10 protein-coding genes are annotated in these 14,079 nt (G+C 67.2%); 7 read left to right on the top strand and 3 right to left on the bottom strand.

The features are described from left to right. Positions 1–125: 125 nt before the first annotated feature. The 6 genes from AC1DIO_RS21730 (at position 126) to AC1DIO_RS21705 (ending at position 8,928) form a co-directional block, all read left to right on the top strand. The gene (locus AC1DIO_RS21730) at positions 126–623 is read left to right on the top strand and encodes a tripartite tricarboxylate transporter TctB family protein (protein WP_441504829.1); all 498 of its coding nucleotides are present in this window, start codon (positions 126–128) and stop codon (positions 621–623) included. Between the two features lie 10 nt (positions 624–633). Beyond that, positions 634–2,163: a tripartite tricarboxylate transporter permease gene (locus AC1DIO_RS21725; protein WP_441488799.1), complete on the top strand. Its 1,530-nt coding sequence runs from the start codon at positions 634–636 to the stop codon at positions 2,161–2,163. Positions 2,164–2,251: 88 nt separating this feature from the next. Then, entirely contained in the window at positions 2,252–5,173 is a 2,922-nt protein-coding gene (locus AC1DIO_RS21720; protein ID WP_476854052.1) for an FAD-binding and (Fe-S)-binding domain-containing protein, read from the top strand. 75 nt (positions 5,174–5,248) lie between these two features. Further along, positions 5,249–6,592, top strand: coding sequence for a YncE family protein (locus AC1DIO_RS21715; protein WP_441504831.1), 1,344 nt, complete (start codon positions 5,249–5,251; stop codon positions 6,590–6,592). 159 nt (positions 6,593–6,751) lie between these two features. Next, positions 6,752–7,708, top strand: a complete 957-nt coding sequence (locus AC1DIO_RS21710; protein WP_441488802.1) for an AEC family transporter — start codon at positions 6,752–6,754, stop codon at positions 7,706–7,708. A 125-nt stretch (positions 7,709–7,833) separates the two neighbouring features. After that, entirely contained in the window at positions 7,834–8,928 is a 1,095-nt protein-coding gene (locus AC1DIO_RS21705; protein ID WP_441488803.1) for an NADH:flavin oxidoreductase/NADH oxidase, read from the top strand. A gap of 22 nt (positions 8,929–8,950) precedes the next feature. Here the strand turns inward: AC1DIO_RS21705 and AC1DIO_RS21700 are convergent, their stop codons facing one another. Next, on the bottom strand, positions 8,951–10,108 hold the full coding sequence (locus AC1DIO_RS21700; protein WP_476854051.1) for a winged helix-turn-helix domain-containing protein: 1,158 nt from the start codon (positions 10,106–10,108) through the stop codon (positions 8,951–8,953). A 45-nt stretch (positions 10,109–10,153) separates the two neighbouring features. Further along, positions 10,154–10,867 carry a spermidine synthase gene (locus AC1DIO_RS21695; protein WP_441488805.1) on the bottom strand — a complete coding sequence of 238 codons (714 nt, stop codon included), beginning with the start codon at positions 10,865–10,867 and terminating at the stop codon, positions 10,154–10,156. A 215-nt stretch (positions 10,868–11,082) separates the two neighbouring features. Here AC1DIO_RS21695 and AC1DIO_RS21690 point away from each other — a divergent pair, with 215 nt between their 5' ends. After that, positions 11,083–12,963 (top strand): TRAP transporter large permease, encoded by a 1,881-nt coding sequence (locus tag AC1DIO_RS21690; RefSeq protein WP_441504833.1) that lies wholly within the window; start codon positions 11,083–11,085, stop codon positions 12,961–12,963. A 37-nt stretch (positions 12,964–13,000) separates the two neighbouring features. Here AC1DIO_RS21690 and AC1DIO_RS21685 read toward each other — a convergent pair whose 3' ends face one another. Further along, on the bottom strand, positions 13,001–13,990 hold the full coding sequence (locus tag AC1DIO_RS21685) for a LysR family transcriptional regulator (RefSeq protein ID WP_441504834.1): 990 nt from the start codon (positions 13,988–13,990) through the stop codon (positions 13,001–13,003). Positions 13,991–14,079 lie beyond the last annotated feature (89 nt).

The following is a 14,079-nucleotide window of genomic DNA, read 5'->3' as shown; positions in this document are numbered from 1 at the left end:
ATGCAGCCTTCTACGTTTGCATCGGCTTTTCCGAAAACCGCGCCCACTTTTMGGGCCGATGCCTGAGCCCGACCGGCCCGCCGTCACGGCGGGCCTCAACCCTCTGCCGACGTCCGGAGATGTCGATGTCCGCTCATCCTGAAGGCGAAGCGCCGCGCGGCCTCTCGCGCCGCCCCGTCGAACTTGGCACGGCCGCGATCCTGATCGGCCTCGCCTTCGTCGTGCTCTGGGATTCCTATGGCCGCGGGGCCGGCTGGGACAATGGCCCGCAGAACGGCTTCTTCCCCGCCCGCGTCGGCTGGCTGTTCCTGGCCGCCTCGCTGTTCATCCTGGTGCAGTCCTTTCGCACAGAGAACAGCGTCTTCGTCACCTTCGAGCAGCTCGGGCAGGTCTCGCGCGTGCTCGGCCCGCTCGTTCTCTTCGTCGCGCTGATCCAGCCGCTCGGGCTCTATGTCGCCGCGAGCGTCTTCATCCTCGTCTTCATGGCCGTCGTCGCGACCTCGCGCTGGTGGAGCATCGTGCTGACGGCCGTCCTCGTGCCGATCGTCTGTTTCTGGATCTTCGAACAGCAGTTCCGCGTGCCCCTGCCCAAGGGTCCGCTCGAAGCCATGCTCGGCTATTGAGGTTGCGCTGATGGAAGACCTCTCCTCGCTGATCGCCGGCTTCCAGGTCGCGCTCTCCTGGCACAATGTCGGTTTCATGGTGATCGGCGTGGTGCTCGGCATCATTGTCGGCGTGCTGCCGGGCCTMGGCGGTCCGAACGGGGTCGCGATCCTGCTGCCGCTGACCTTCGGCATGGACCCGACCTCGGCGATCATCCTGCTTTCCTCGATCTACTGGGGGGCGTTGTTCGGCGGCGCGATCACTTCGATCCTGTTCAATATTCCCGGAGAGGCCTGGTCGGTCGCGACCACCTTCGACGGCTATCCGATGGCGGTGCAGGGCAAGGCGGCCGAGGCACTGACGGCCGCCTTCACGGCCTCGTTCATCGGGGCGCTGTCCGGCGTCATCCTGATTACCTTCGTCGCCCCCCTGGTCGCCTCCTTCGCGCTGCGCTTCGGGCCCGCCGAGTTCTTCGCCGTCTTCCTGCTGACCTTCTGCTCCTTCATCGGCATGGGCCGGGAAAACCGGGCAAAGATCCTGGCCTCGCTCTGCATCGGCTTCTTGCTGGCGGCAGTCGGGCTCGACTCGATCTCGGGCGATCTGCGCATGACCTTCGGCTCGACCGAGCTGATGCGCGGCTTCGACTTCCTTATCGTCGTAATCGGCCTGTTCGGCGTCAGCGAGATCCTGCTCACCGTCGAGGAGGGACTGGTCTTCAAGGGCAAGCAGGCGACGATCGATCTCAAGGTCGTGCTGCGGACCTGGGCCGGGCTGCCGCGCTACTGGGCGACGCTCGTCCGCTCCAGCCTCGTCGGCATGTGGATGGGCGTGACGCCCGGCGGCGCGATCGCCGCCTCCTTCATGGGCTATGGCCTCGCCAAGCGCTTCTCGCGGCGCGGCGCCAATTTCGGCAAGGGCGAGATCGAGGGCGTGCTTGCGCCGGAGACCGCGGCGCATGCCGCCGGCACCAGCGCCTTGCTGCCGATGCTGGCGCTCGGCATCCCGGGCTCGGCCACGGCGGCCGTGCTGCTCGGCGGCCTGCTGGTCTGGGGGCTTCAGCCCGGGCCGATGCTCTTCGTCGAGCAGAAGGACTTCGTCTGGGGGCTGATCGCCTCGATGTATCTCGGCAACCTCGCCGGCCTGATCATCGTGCTGGCGACCGTGCCGCTTTTCGCCGCGATCATGCGCATCCCCTTCTCCTTCGTCGCGCCGGTGATCCTGATCGTCTGCGCTATCGGCGCCTATACGATCTCCAACTCGATCTTCGACATCTGGCTGATGCTGATCTTCGGCATCATCGGCTATGTCTTCAAGAAGCTCGACTACCCGCTGGCGCCGCTGGTGCTGGCGCTGGTCCTGGGCGACCGGGCCGAGGACGCTTTCCGGCAGGCCCTGCTCGGCTCGGGCGGCAGTCTCGGGGTCTTCTTCGCCAACGGGCTCGTCACGACACTGGTTGCGCTCGCGATGATCCTGCTCTTCTGGGGGCCGGTGTCGGACCTGATCGGGGCGGTGCGGCGCAGAAGCGGCCGGGCCGGAAAGGCGGCAGAAGCCGCCGAGTGAGAATGCGTTCGGACGCGAACGCGGGTCGTCCCGGCCAAATTGAAACGCAGAGCCGGGTCGAGATGAACTGGAATGGATACGTGACGCGATGACCCATGCTGCCCCCCTCGCCAAACAGGGCTCGCGCAATCTCGGGCTCGAACGGCGCCTCGCCCAGGCGCTCGAAGGCGAGGTCCGCTTCGACGCATTCACGCGCGGGCGTTATGCCACCGACGCCTCGATCTACCAGATCATCCCGCAGGGTATCGCCTTTCCGAAGAGCGAGACCGACATTGCGGCCGCGCTCCAGATCGCGGCCGAGCACGGCGTTCCGGTGATCGCGCGCGGCGGCGGCACGTCGCAAAACGGCCAGCCGATCGGCGATGCGCTGATCCTCGACATGAGCCGGCATTTTAACGCGATCCGCGACTATGACCCGGCCTCGCGCACGGTCTCGGTCGCGCCCGGCATCGTGCTGGAGCAGCTCAACAGCCATGTGAAGAAGGACGGCCTGTTCTTCCCGGTCGAGCCCTCGACCGCGAGCCGCTGCACCATTGGCGGCATGGCCGGCAACAACTCCTCCGGCGCGCGCTCGCTGCGCTACGGCAAGATGGTCGACAATGTCATTGCCCTGCGGGCGCAGTTCCATGACGGCGAGGCCTTTGCGCTGGGCGAGAACCCGGTCGGCGACAATGCCTCGGTCAGGACGCGGGACCTGATGACGCGGATGCTGTCCCTGGCGGACGGGCACCGCGACGAGATCGAGCGCATCTTCCCGAAGGTGCAGCGCCGGGTCGGCGGCTACAATCTCGACGAGCTGCTCCCGGCCCGGCCGAACCTGTCGCATCTGCTGGTCGGCTCGGAAGGCACGCTCGCGATCACCACGGAGGCGACGCTCAGGCTCTCGCCCCTGCCGACCCACCGCGTCATGGGCGTCTGCCATTTCCCGGATTTTCGTGCGGCGATGGAGACGACGCAGCATATCGTGGCGCTGGGTCCGGTCGCGGTCGAGCTCGTCGACAACAATGTGCTGGTGCTCGGTGCCGATATCCCGCTCTTCGTGCGAACGCTCGCCGACATCACCAGGGGCCAGCCGAACTGCCTGCTGCTGGTCGAATTCGCCGGCGACGATCTCGCGGCGCTGAAGTACGACCTGAAGCGGCTCGACCAGTGCATGGCCGATCACGGCTTTGCCGACGCGGTCGTCGAGGTCGTCGAACCGGCACGGCAGAAGCCGGTCTGGGAGGTGCGCGAGGCCTGCCTCAATATCATGATGTCGATGAAGGGCGACGGGAAGCCGGTCTCCTTCATCGAGGACTGCGCCGTCCCGCTCGAACATCTCGCCGACTATACCGACGCGGTGACCGAGCTCTTTACCCGTCACGGCACGCGCGGAACCTGGTACGCCCATGCCTCGGTCGGCTGCCTGCACGTCCGCCCGATCCTGAACATGAAGGACGAGGCCGGGGTCAAGGCGATGCGCGGCATCGCCGAGGCCGCCTGCGACCTCGTGCGCCAGTTCAAGGGCTCCTATTCCGGCGAGCATGGCGACGGCATTTCCCGCTCGGAATTCGTCGAACCGATGTTCGGCGGCCCGCTGACGCGCGCCTTCGAGGCGGTGAAGGACRGGTTCGACCCGGAGAACCGGCTGAATCCCGGCAAGATCGTGCGGCCGCTCAAGATGGACGATCGCAGCCTGATGCGGTTTCCGCCGGGCTATGCGACGCCTATCCCGGCCGCAACCGCACTCGATTGGTCCGATTGGGGCGGGCTCGGCGGCGCCGTCGAGATGTGCAACAACAATGGCACCTGCCGGAAACTCTCCGGCGGCACGATGTGCCCGTCCTATCGCGCCACCAGGGACGAGACCCATCTGACGCGCGGGCGCGCCAACAGCCTGCGCCTCGCGATCTCCGGGCAGCTCGGCCCCGACGCCTTCACCTCGCCTGAGATGAAGGAGACGCTCGATCTCTGCGTCTCCTGCAAGGGCTGCAAGCGCGACTGCCCGACCGGCGTCGACATGGCCCGGATGAAGATCGAGTTCCTCCACCATTATCACCAGCGCCATGGCTTGCCCCTGAAGGAACGGCTGATCGCCTGGCTGCCGCGCTATGCGCCCTATGCCGCGAAACTGGCGCCGCTGATGAACCTGCGCGATCGCATCCCTGCTCTGGCCAAACTGAGCGAGCGCTGGCTCGGCTTCAGCGCGCGCCGCTCGCTGCCGGTCTGGCGCAAGCCCTGGGTGCAGGCCGGCAACCCGGCAACGCCTGGCGATGTGAAGGGCGACGGCCGCGACATCGTGCTCTTCGGCGATACGTTCAACCGCTACTACGAGCGCGAGAATATGGAGGCGGCTGAGCGCGTGCTCGCGGCCGGCGGCTATCGCATCCACAAGGTCGAACCGGCTGACGGCGGCAGGCCGCTCTGCTGCGGACGGACCTTCCTCTCGGCCGGATTGGTCGACGAGGCGCGCATCGAGGCCAAGCGCACGCTCGATGCGCTCTCGCCCTATATTGCCGGGGGCGCCCGCATCGTCGGGCTCGAACCGTCCTGCCTGCTGACCTTCCGCGACGAGTTTGGCGCGATCCTGCCCAAGGAGCAGGTTGAACCCGCGGCCAGCGCGGCTTTCCTGCTCGAAGAGCTGCTCGCGGCCGATATCAAGGCGGGGACGACCACGTTGCCGCTGAAGGACCAGGCGGGCCGCGTCGCCCATCTGCACGGGCATTGCCACCAGAAGGCGTTCGCGGCGATGGGCGCCGTCGAGGCGACGCTCCGCGCGATTCCGGGTCTCGACGTCAAGCCGATCGAGTCGAGCTGCTGCGGCATGTCGGGTGCCTTCGGCTACGGCGCGGACACCATGGATGTCTCGCTCGCCATGGCCGAGCTCTCGCTGCTGCCGGCAGTGCGCAAGGCAGGCGCGCAGGACCTCGTCGTTGCCGATGGCACGAGTTGCCGCCACCAGATCCACGATGGTGCAGGCCGAGAGGCGCTGCATGTCGCCCGCGTGCTCGACATGGCGTTGGAGGGCTGACGCGAAAAGCCGGAGCGGCAGCAGGCATCCCAACCAAGGACCCGGACAAACGGGTGAGCCGAAGGAGGACGGACGATGCTAAGGACGATGCTTCTGACTGGCGTCACGGCGCTGATCGCTGCCGGAGGAATACAGGCCGCCATGGCAAAGGACTATTTCCTCGCAAGCGGGCGCTGGGACAATGTCGTCCTGGTGATCGACCTCGAAAGGGCGATCGATCCGGCCAATGACGGCACGCCGAAAGCGGTGGTGAACCGCATCCGCGTCACGCCCGATATCGACGCGACCGGGACCGGCAAGGCCGACACAATCTCCAGCGGCCAGCCGATCACCATCACCATCGCGCCGGATTACCGGCGCGCCTATGTGGTCAATCATTCCGGCCGCACCAGGCCCGACGATGCCGCCGCCTTCCAGCACGGCCATGCCGGCACCGTCACCATCGTCGATCTCAAGAAGGCGCTCGATCCGGCGAGCAACGGCACGCTTGCGGCCGTCGAGGGTTATATCGAGACGGAAGGCTTTGGGCCGACCGGCTTCGCGATCGCTCCTGACGGCCGGCATGCCGCGCTCGCCCATGCCGAACAGAAGGGCGACGAGGATGGCGGCCGCCATATCAGCATCGTCGACCTCGCCAGCAACAAGGTCATTCGTCGGGTCGAGCAGGCTTTCGGCAAGCCCGGCTTCCCATGCCCTCCCGATCCCGTGCCGCACCGCGCGCCCGACCCGAAATTCGGCTGTTTCCCTGACACCAACGGCGTGACGATCAGTCCGCTCGGTGGGGGCACGATCTTCGGCGCCAATGGCGGAACGGACGATATCTCGGTGATCAGCCTGCAAAAGGCGATTGCGGGTGAAGTCGGAGCGGAGATCGCGCGCATTCCCGTGCAGGCGGGCGGCTTCGGCATCTCGACCAGCCCGGACGGCAAGCTTGTGGCGCATGCCTCGCGCGAGAACGCGCAGACCGACAGGCCCGGCAATACCGTCTCGATCATCGATGTCGAGAAGGCGCTGTCGGACCCTGCCAAGGCCGAGGTCGCCCGCGTGCTGGTCGGCACCGACGACAAGTCCGTGCCGACACGCCCCTTCGTGGCGGCGTTCCTGCCGGACGGCAAGCGCATCCTGTCGACGCATTTCCGCTCGAACAATATCGACATCATCGATGTCGCCAAGGCCATCGCCGGGCAGCCGGCAACGATCAAGAGGGTCGAGTTGAAGACGCCCGGCGGCGAGCCCTCCCGCCCGCGCGGCATCGCGATCACCCCCGACGGAAAATATGCCGCGATCACCGGAGCGCCCAAGGGCAAGTCGAATTCCAGCGTGGTCTGGATCGTCGATCTCGCGAGCTACGAGGTGAAGGGCCGCGTCACCGAGATCGGCAATGAGAGCTACATGATCGGCGCCTTCCAGGCGAACTGATCACGACGGGGCCTGCGTTGGCGGCGGGCGGTCAGGCATCGGGCCGCATGGCCAATGCCAAGTCCCGGCTGGTAGAGAGCAGGACAACGCGCGTCATTCCGGTGCCGGGACAGGCACGGCCGGGACGACGCGCGGGTTCTCCAGCCGTCAGCGCAATCGATGCTTCAATTCCTTGCCACCAGCACGCCGTTCTTCGCGGTGATCGCGCTCGGCGCATTGGTTTCCGGCCGCACGCTGTTCGGCCCCGATTCCGTCAGGGTGCTCAACACCTTCGCCTTCATGATCGCGACACCGGCAATGGTGCTGCGCGTGATGTCGCGGCAGCCGATCGCCGAGCTCTGGAACACGACCTTCTTCGTGGCGCTGGCAGCAATCGGCGTGACGATCATGGCGCTTGGCATCCTCATCGGCACGCGGTTGCGCGCCCTGCCCTTCCCCAATGCGGTCTCGCGCGGGCAGAGCCTCGTCGGCGGCAATTTCGCCTTTCTCGGCATTCCCCTGATGCTGGCCTTCCTCGGCGAGCGCGCCGCAGCGCCGATCGCGATCGGCCTGATCTGCGACACGGCGCTGGTCGTGCCCCTGTCGATCGGGCTGATCGAGGCCGGGCGCGGCGCCGGTTCGGCACCCGCCATTGCCGGCCGGCTCATTCGCGGCACGATCCTCAACCCCTTCATGCTGTCGATCGCAGGCGGCCTCGCGCTCTCGGTCAGCGGGGTCGCGATCCCGGAACCGGTCGACCGCTTCCTCTCCTTCCTCGGAAATGCGGCTGCGCCGGTCGGCGTCTTCGCGCTCGGCCTCGCGGCGCGACAATGGAGCGGTGGCGGCAGCAAGCTCCCGGCCCTCGGGATTGCACCACTGGTCGTCGGCAAGCTCGTGCTGCACCCGCTGGTGACCTGGATCGTGCTTGCCGTCGTGCTCAAGCTTGACGCGTTCTGGGTCACGGCCGGCGTGCTCTATTCGGCCCTCCCCATCGCGGCGAATGTCTTCGTCATCTCCGAGCGCTTCGAGACCGATAGCCGGCCAATCGCGGCTGCGATCGTGCTCTCCACGGCCCTGGCGGCGCTGACCTTCCCCGTCGCGATCTGGCTGGTCTCGGCTGCCACGGGAGCGCCGTAGCGCTCTCTTCGCAACTGCAACCGTKCCCTTGCGCTGTTGCCTGTAGTCAGCGGCTTGGCGAGACGGCTAGAAACAGCCGGTCGGCGGGTCCGTCCGCGCGGCGCGATGGAACCGCCGGAGGCATCATGACCAGCCAGCTCTTCACCCCGTACAAGCTCGGCGGCCTCGAACTCGCCAACCGCATCGTGATCGCGCCGATGTGCCAGTATTCGGCCGAGGATGGCCGGGCGACCGACTGGCATACGATCCATCTCGGCCATCTCGCCCTGTCCGGCGCCGCGCTGATGTTCATCGAGGCGACGGCCGTCGAGCCGGAGGGCCGGATCAGCCCGCTGGACCTCGGCCTCTGGTCGGACGAGACGGAAGCGGCCCTGGCCAGGACGCTGGCGGCGGTCCGTGCGTATTCCGACATGCCGATCGGCATCCAGCTCGGCCATGCCGGGCGCAAGGCCTCGGTGGCCGCGCCCTGGACAGGCGGCGGCCAGCTCGGGCTCGACCAAGGCGGCTGGCAGACGCTTGCCCCGTCCGCCATCCCGTTTGGCGATCATCCCCGGGCGCCGCTCGCGCTCGATCTCGCAGGCATCGCCCGCATCCGCGAGAACTTCGCCGCATCGGCCAAGCGCGCCGTGCGGCTGGGCTTGCAGGCGATCGAGCTGCACGCCGCCCACGGCTATCTCCTGCACCAGTTCCTCTCGCCGCTCTCGAACCAGCGCGGGGATGAGTATGGCGGCTCGCTCGAGAACCGCATGCGCCTGCCGCTCGAAGTCTATGATGCCGTGCGGGCCGTGGTCCCTGCGGAGATCCCGGTCGGCTTCCGCGTCTCCGGCACCGACTGGGTCCCGGGCGGCTGGGACGTCGAACAGACCGTCGCTTTCGCAAGGGCGGTCGAGGCGCGCGGCGGCAGCTTCATGCATGTCTCCAGCGGCGGGCTCTCGGCCAAGCAGGCGATCCCGCTTGGGCCGAATTACCAGGTCCCCTTCGCCCGGGCCGTGAAGCAGGCGACCAATCTGCCGAGCATCGCCGTCGGGTTGATCACCGAGCCGGATCAGGCCGAAGCGATCGTCGGCACCGGCGATGCCGATCTCGTCGCGCTGGCGCGCGGCATCCTCTACGATCCGCGGTGGCCCTGGCACGCCGCCGCCCATCTCGGTGCCAGCGTCAAGGCGCCCAACCAGTATCTGCGCTCCCAGCCGCGGCAGTTCCGCAATCTCTTCGGCTGAACGCAAGCCTGAGCCAGCTGGATCAGGTCTCCAGCTGGAAGCGCTCGAACCGGTGCAACGCGTCCTCGATGGCCGCCTTGTGCCGCTCGGGAGAGCCTTTGCCGACCCAGTTCCATTGCTGGACGAGAAGCGTCCCGTTCGCGCGATCGGCCTTGAGGTCGATCGCCGCGACGATCTCGTCGCCGACCAGAACCGGCAGGGCGAAATATCCCATCGCCCGCTTCTCCTTCGGCACATAGGCCTCGAACAGGTGATCGTAGCCGAAGAAAAGCTTCAGCCGCTTGCGCTGGATGATCAGCGGATCGAAGGGCGAAAGGATATGGACCAGCTCGGCATCCGGTGCCGGCGTCGGTTCGAGCATGGCGGGTTGCGCCCAATGCTCCTGCTTTCCCGCCCCTTCGATCGTGACAGGCACGAGCGTTCTKCGGCGTAGCCTCGTCTCGATCAACTCGCGGATCGCGGGCTTGCGCGGCGCGTCGAGATGGCAGACCGAGTCGAGGCTGACGATGCCCTGCGATCGCAAGGCCCGGTCGAGGAGATAGTCGAGAACCTGTTTCTCGGTCGCCGGGCGTGGGGCGCGCTCCCAGCCAAAATGCCGCTCCGGAAGCTCGTAGCTCTTCAGCATGCCGGCGCGCTCGCAGATCGTCAGCGCACCGCTGAAGAAGGCGAGCTGCAGGGCGCGTTTCGAGGGCTTGCGGCTCGCCCAGGCATGATCCTTCTCGATGAGCACATCATCGTCGATGTCTCGGATCGAGAGCGCGCCATCGCGCCGAACGCGGCCCATGACCTTGCGCAGGTCCTCGTTCGTCACCGAATTGAACCAGCTCGGAGGGTTTTCGCGCCGCCGCTTCATCTCGGGCAGGAAGAAGCGCAGATCCTGGGTCGGGACATAGGCCAGCGCGTGCGTCCAGTATTCGAAGACGCTCTTGTCGATGCTCTGGGCCTGGCGCAGATGCGCGCGCTGATAGTCCGGAATGCGCGTCCACAGGATGTGATGATGGCAGCGTTCGACCACGTTGATCGTGTCGATCTGCACATAGCCGAGATGGTCCACCGCCGCCGGCGTGGCTTCGGAGCCGTCGCCAAAGGGAGCGAGCGTATCGAGCMGCTGGGCGCGTAGCCAGATCCGGCGGGCCTGCGACGGGCTGATCGAGAGGGGTTTTGGCGGACGTCTCGGCATGTCGGATCTATAGCGACGCTGCGCGCGCCCTCCTGTCAGGAGCGATCATGAACCGGCCCGCCGCGCGCGCTCGGACTGGGCGGCACCCGGACCGGTCGCGAGCCAGATCACGTGCCTTGCGCCCCCGCGCTTGCCGTTGGCGCGCGTCTTCACCTCCTCGACGGCATAGCCGCTCTTGCGCAGGCGCTGGGTGAAGCCATGATCGGGACCGGACGACCAGACGGCGAGGACGCCGCCAGGACGCAGGGCTGCGCGTGCGACGGCGAGGCCCGCCATGTCGTAGAGATCGTCATTCGCCCGGCGCGTCAGCCCCTCCGGGCCGTTGTCGACATCGAGCAGGATCGCATCGAACGCCGCGGGAGCGGCGCCGATCGTCCGTGCGACATCCTCCTCGCGGATGGTGACACGGGGATCGGCGAGGCAATCGCCGAAGACCTGAGCCATCGGACCGCGGGCCCAGGCGACGACGGCCGGCACGAGCTCCGAGACCACGATCTGCGCGCCTTGCCCGAACGCCGCCAGCGCCGCGCGCAGGGTAAAGCCCATGCCGAGCCCGCCGATCAGGATGCGGGGCTCCGGCCGGCCGGCAAGACGCGCCGCGACCAGCGTTGCCAGTGCCTCCTCCGAGCCGCTGAGGCGGCTGTTCATCAGCTCGATCGCGCCCAGCATGATCGAGAACTCCGCACCGCGCTGCTTGAGGCGGATTTCGCCGCCGCCACCCGGCATCGTCGCGGTATCGATCTGGATCCAGGGAATCACGGGTTCACTCGGCTTCTGGGGCGGCAGGGTTTCTGGGGTAGCAGCCGCCCGCAACAGCATAGCAGCGCCGGCTGCGCAATTCCCGCTCCGTGGATTCGCCAGTTTCAGGCCGGACTCCAGCGAATACCCGTTGCCCGGGAAGCGGCTGCCATCGCGCTCGCCTGATGCCACGCGCACGCCTATAAGGCACGAAAACAACGACTGGAAGAAACGTCATGGAGCTTCAGGCCGCAGCGTCGCAAGCGCCTGCCATCCGGCCCTCCAGCGGCCTCGGCCGCGCTGTCGGCCTCGTCGACCGCAGCGTCGGCGGGCTGGTCGAACTGGTCGTGGCCGTGCTCGTCGTCATCGAGATCGGCCTGCTCGGCGCCGGCGTCACGGCGCGCTACGTCTTCCATGCACCGCTGGTCTGGTCGGACGAACTGGCCTCGATCCTGTTCCTCTGGCTCTCCATGCTGGGCGCGGTGGTTGCGCTCCGGCGCGGCGAGCATATGCGCATGACCGGCCTGGTCAGCCGTGTCGGCCCGCAGACGCGGGCCTGCCTCGAGGCGCTGGCGATCACCGCCGGCATTGCCTTCCTGCTGCTGCTCCTGCCGCATGCGCTCGAGTATGCCGAGGAGGAGGCGTTCATCGTCACTCCGGCGCTCGAAATCACCAATGCCTGGCGCGCAGCCGCAATCCCGGCCGGTATCGGCCTGATGCTGGTCGTCGCCTTCTGCCGGATGCTGCGCCTGCCTTCGTTCAAGCCGGCCCTGATCGCGATTGCCCTGACGGCCGCCCTCCTGCTGCTGTTCTGGCTTGCCGGCCCCGTCCTGAAGCCGCTCGGCAAACTCAACCTGGTGATCTTCTTCGTCGGCGTCGTCGCGCTGAACGTCTTCTCCGGCGTGCCGATCGCCTTCTCCTTTGCGCTGGCGACCTTCGGCTATCTCGCGCTGACGACTTCGACCCCCCTGATCGTCATGGTCGGACGGCTCGATGAGGGCATGAGCCACATCATGCTGCTCGCCGTGCCGCTCTTCATCTTCCTTGGCGCGCTGATCGAGATGACCGGCATGGCGCGTGCCATGATCGAGTTCCTGGCCGGGCTGCTCGGCCATGTCCGCGGCGGCCTGTCCTATGTGCTGATCGGCGCGATGTATCTGGTCTCCGGCATCTCGGGCTCGAAGATCGCCGATATGGCCGCGATCGCGCCGGTGCTCTTCCCCGAAATGAAGGCGCGCGGCGCGGCGCCGGGCGATCTCGTCGCCCTGCTCTCGGCGACCGGCGCGCAGACCGAGACGATCCCGCCCTCGATCGTGCTGATCACCATCGGCTCGGTCACCGGCGTCTCGATTGCGGCCCTGTTCACCGGCGGCCTGCTGCCGGCAATGGTGCTCGGCGTCGCACTCTGCTGCGTCGTCAGATGGCGCTATCGCCACGAGGATCTCGGCCATGTCGTGCGCCAGTCGCGCCGGCAGATCGGCAAGCTCGCGCTGATCGCGCTGCCCGCCATCGCCCTGCCCTTCGTCATCCGCGCCGCGGTTGTCGAGGGCGTCGCCACGGCGACCGAAGTCTCGACCATCGGCATCGCCTATTCCGTGCTCGCCGGCCTGCTGCTCTACCGCCAGTTCGATTGGCGGCGCCTGCCGAAGATGCTGGTCGATACCGCCTCGCTGACCGGCGCGATCATCTTCATCATCGGCTGCGCCACCGCCATGGCCTGGGGCCTGACGCAATCGGGTTTCTCGCAGGATCTCGCCCGCATGATGTCTGCGATTCCCGGCGGCACCTGGGGCTTCCTGGCGATCTCCATCCTCGCCTTCGTCATCCTCGGCAGCGTGCTCGAAGGCATCCCCGCTGTCGTGCTGTTTGGCCCCCTGCTTTTCCCGATCGCCAAGCAGGTCGGGGTGCACGAGGTCCATTACGCGATGGTGGTGGTGCTCGCGATGGGCATCGGCCTTTTCGCCCCGCCCTTCGGCGTCGGCTATTACGGCGCCTGCGCGATCAGCAAGGTCAACCCGGACGAGGGCCTGAAATATATCGGAGCCTATATGCTCGCCCTGCTCATCGGCCTCGTGATCGTCGCCGCTGTGCCGTGGATCTCGACGGGCTTCCTGTAGCGCTGATCCTGCAGGCCATCGGGGACGGAAGCGCGGCTCAGGACGCGCTGCTGCGTCTTGCCTGCCGGGGCACCGGAGCAGTGCTGGCGGCGACGGCCGACGCATCATTGGCCTCCTTGGCCAGCGTCGCCGCCTCGAAGATCGCCGCCTCCTCGCGCAGCCAGGCGACGAGCGCCTCGAAGCCCGGCCTGTGCTCGGTGTTGGGGCTGAAGGTGAGCCAGCAGCCGGTTGCGCTCTCGAAGCCGAGACCGAGCGGGTTGATCAGGGCGCCCGAAGCCAGTTCCTCCGCCACATAGCAGCGTGGCGCCAGCGCGACGCCGAGCCCCGCCATCGCCGCGCGGATGATCACCGAATAGTAGCCGTAGCGCACGGTATGCGCGGGAACCGCGCCCCGCAGGCCATGCGTCTCGGTGAATTCGGCCCAGAAGGTCGGCATCTGGAAATGCTGAAGCAGGGTCATCTTCTGGATATCGGCCGGACGCTGGAAGCCGCCCATCCGCTCGACCAGCGAGGGGGCGGCCACGAGCGCGACCTGTCGTCCGAAGAGATAATGTGACTCGCGCCCCGGCAGTGGCCCGCTCTGGTGGCCGATGTCGATATCGGGCTCCTCCGTCTCCTCCTCGCTGACGAAATTGGTGAACTGCACGTCAATCTCGGGATGGGCCTGGGCGAAGACCGGAAAGCGCTCCATCAGCCAGCGTTCCCCGGCGATGGCGATCATGTGGAGGCGGATCGGCCGCCCCTGGGCGGCGCGTTCGCTCAGGCGCCGCGCGCCGCGTTCCATCTGCTCGATCGCAGCCTCGGCATAGGGGTTATAGATGGAGCCCGCTTCCGTCAGCTTCAGCCCCTGCGGCGTGCGCTCGAACAGCGTCGTCCCCAGATGCTCCTCGAGCGCCTGGATCTGCTTGGAGACGGCGCTCTGCGTCAGATTGACCGTGACGGCCGCCTTCGCGGTCGAGCCAAGCCGCGCAACCGCGAGGAAAACCCTGAGTCCGGTCGTCGATGGCGGGAGGCGATTGCCGGCCACAATAGCTATTCCTTTTTGGACTACCCTTCGGAGATCGTTTCGTTTGCTGGCTGACGGGTCAAGGGGCAGTCTTTGCAAAAGACCAAAGG

Source organism: Allobosea sp. 05T439, assembly GCF_056396005.1.
Note: the sequence above shows the minus strand (reverse complement) of the source record. Positions and strands in the feature narration are given on the sequence as shown.